The sequence below is a fragment of the Nocardia flavorosea NBRC 108225 genome (genome assembly GCF_001613385.1).
GTDB classification, from domain to species: Bacteria; Actinomycetota; Actinomycetes; order Mycobacteriales; family Mycobacteriaceae; genus Nocardia; species Nocardia flavorosea.
In genome coordinates this window covers 1-2,126 of record NZ_BDCG01000054.1, presented here as the reverse complement: position 1 = coordinate 2,126, position 2,126 = coordinate 1, and the positions used below count along the sequence as shown (strand labels likewise).

General features: G+C 65.4%; 1 protein-coding gene and 1 pseudogene. Both read right to left on the bottom strand.

The genetic code is table 11. The features are described from left to right. On the bottom strand, positions 1–980 hold a 980-nt coding region (locus NFL01S_RS35080), incomplete at its 3' end, for a cytochrome P450 (protein WP_245671006.1). A 204-nt stretch (positions 981–1,184) separates the two neighbouring features. After that, positions 1,185–2,084: pseudogene (locus tag NFL01S_RS33765) on the bottom strand (oxygenase MpaB family protein); the annotation flags it as partial. Between the last annotated feature and the right edge of the window lie 42 nt (positions 2,085–2,126).

The window sequence follows — 2,126 nt, the reverse complement described above, 5'->3', positions numbered from 1 at the left end:
TCCTCGGCCCGCTCGTCGCTGAACCGGTCCGGGTCGAATGTTTCCGGGGCGGTCCACAGGTCGGGGTTGTAGTGGTTGGCCAGCGGCATCGCCGTGACGCGGGTGCCCTTCGGGATGAAGTAGCCGTCGATCTCGGTGTCCTCGATCGCCTGCCGGACCAGCCCGGGCACCGGCGGGTTCAGCCGCAACGACTCCTTCATGATGCGGTCCAGCAGGGTGTGGTCGGGCAGTGTGTCATAGGTGATCGTGGCGGGGAGTTCTCGTGATTGCGCGCGGGCGCGCTCCTGCCACTCGGGGTGACGGGCGAGATAGTACGTCATGGTGGCCAGGGTGATGGTAGAGGTGTCGTGGGCGGCCATCAGGACGAAGATCAGGTGATCGATGATCTCGTCGTCGGTGAGACCGTGCCCTTCTTCGGAATTGAGGTGGCACAGCGTGGAGAACAGGTCGGGTGTGCGGGCCGCCCGCTTGGCCGGTAGGTGCCGGCGCAGGAATTCCTCCAGTTCGCGCCGGCCCGCCAGCCCACGCGACCATCGCGTGCCCGGCACGTCATAGCGGATCAAGGCCAGGCAGGCCTGCACACAGTCGATGAACGCCTTGTTGACGCGGTCGGCTTCGGCCCGTGAAATCTTCAGGCCGAGGAAGCTTTCCAAGGCGATGTCCAGGGTGAGCTTCTTCAGTTCGTGATGTATCCGGATCCCGTCGCCTACCGGCAGTTCCGCGATTCGCTGCCGGACCATCGGCTGCATCTGTGCCAGATAGCCGCGGAGCTGGTCGGCGGTGAACGCCTGTTGCAGGATCAGGCGGTGATAGCGGTGCTCGTCGAAGTCCATCAGCAGCAGGCCGCGACGGAAGAAGCGGCCGATCATCAGCCCCCAGCCCGGCTCCGACGCGAAGGCCTTGTCCTTGTTCAACGCCACCGCGGCGCATCCGTCCGGGCCGGCCGGGTTGACGAGCTTTCCTTCCAATGGGGAGTACATGAAGCTGATGTCGCCGAACAGTTCCCGGCGCCGGGCGATCGCCTTCTCCGGTGCCCGGAGGGCCCACAGCACTTCCCGCGGTGTGGGGAGATAGGTCCCGTGGATCGGCTTCAGACCGCTGCCCGCCGGCGGCTGGGCCAATACCCGGCTGCGCACTGACCCGCGGGGCCGCGGCGCCGACCGGACGCGGTTTCGCGGCCGGTTCCCCGACTGGCCGTTGTGGATCTTTCGCGGGTCCACCCCCGCCCGCTGCCACGCCTCAGCCGCCCACGGCGTGTAGAGAACACGCACGGGCAGCCGGTTGAACAGCGGATTCAGCGCCCGCATCGTGGCCGCAAAACGCTGGAACCGCTGTTCTCGCTTCTCGTCCCATTCCAGATCGCACACGTCGCGCATCTGCTGCGGCAGTGTCCCGACGACAACCGTCCGGATCACCGCGTCGAGCGGATAGGTCAGCGCTTTCCACACCGGCATCGGCATGGCGCGCAAACGCTTCGGCCGCGGTAGGCCCCGGCGGATGTAGCCGGTGGCGTAGACGATCGTGCGGGTCGGCACGAATCGGGCCAGCATCGAGTCCCAGTATTCGACGAACTCCGCGTAGGTTTCGGGCTGGCTACGGTCGCTCACCCCGTACAGCCGGTACCAGATCTTGGATTCTTCGAAGATCTGTTCCTTCTCCGCGTAGGACAATCGGCGGATGAACGTATCGGTGTTGTAGATGACCTGATCGACGAACGTGGCGTGCGCCCAGTAGTACAACTCTGGATTCAATGCGTGATAGCGCGAGCCGTCGCTGTCGATCGTGCCTTTGATGTCCTTGTGGAAATCCCGGACCCGGCGGCCCCAGGCATCCGGTTCGTCGGAGTACACCGTTTTCGCGATGGGCGGTCCGCTGCGCCTACCCCTGCCGATCAGATCGCTGAAAATGATCGAATGGTCCTCGACCCCTTTGGCCAGCTGCTCGATCGAGTTCTCGGTTCCGGCGAGGCGCTGGAATCCGAGCAGGTTGCCGCGGATGTCTCCGAAGAATTTCCAGACCAGCGAATCGGGGCCGAGCCGCTGCCCGGGTCCGGTACCGAGGGGCATCGGCACAGCTTCGCGGATACCCGCGTCGAATAGGGAGACAGCGTCCGCGGTAGCGGCTCC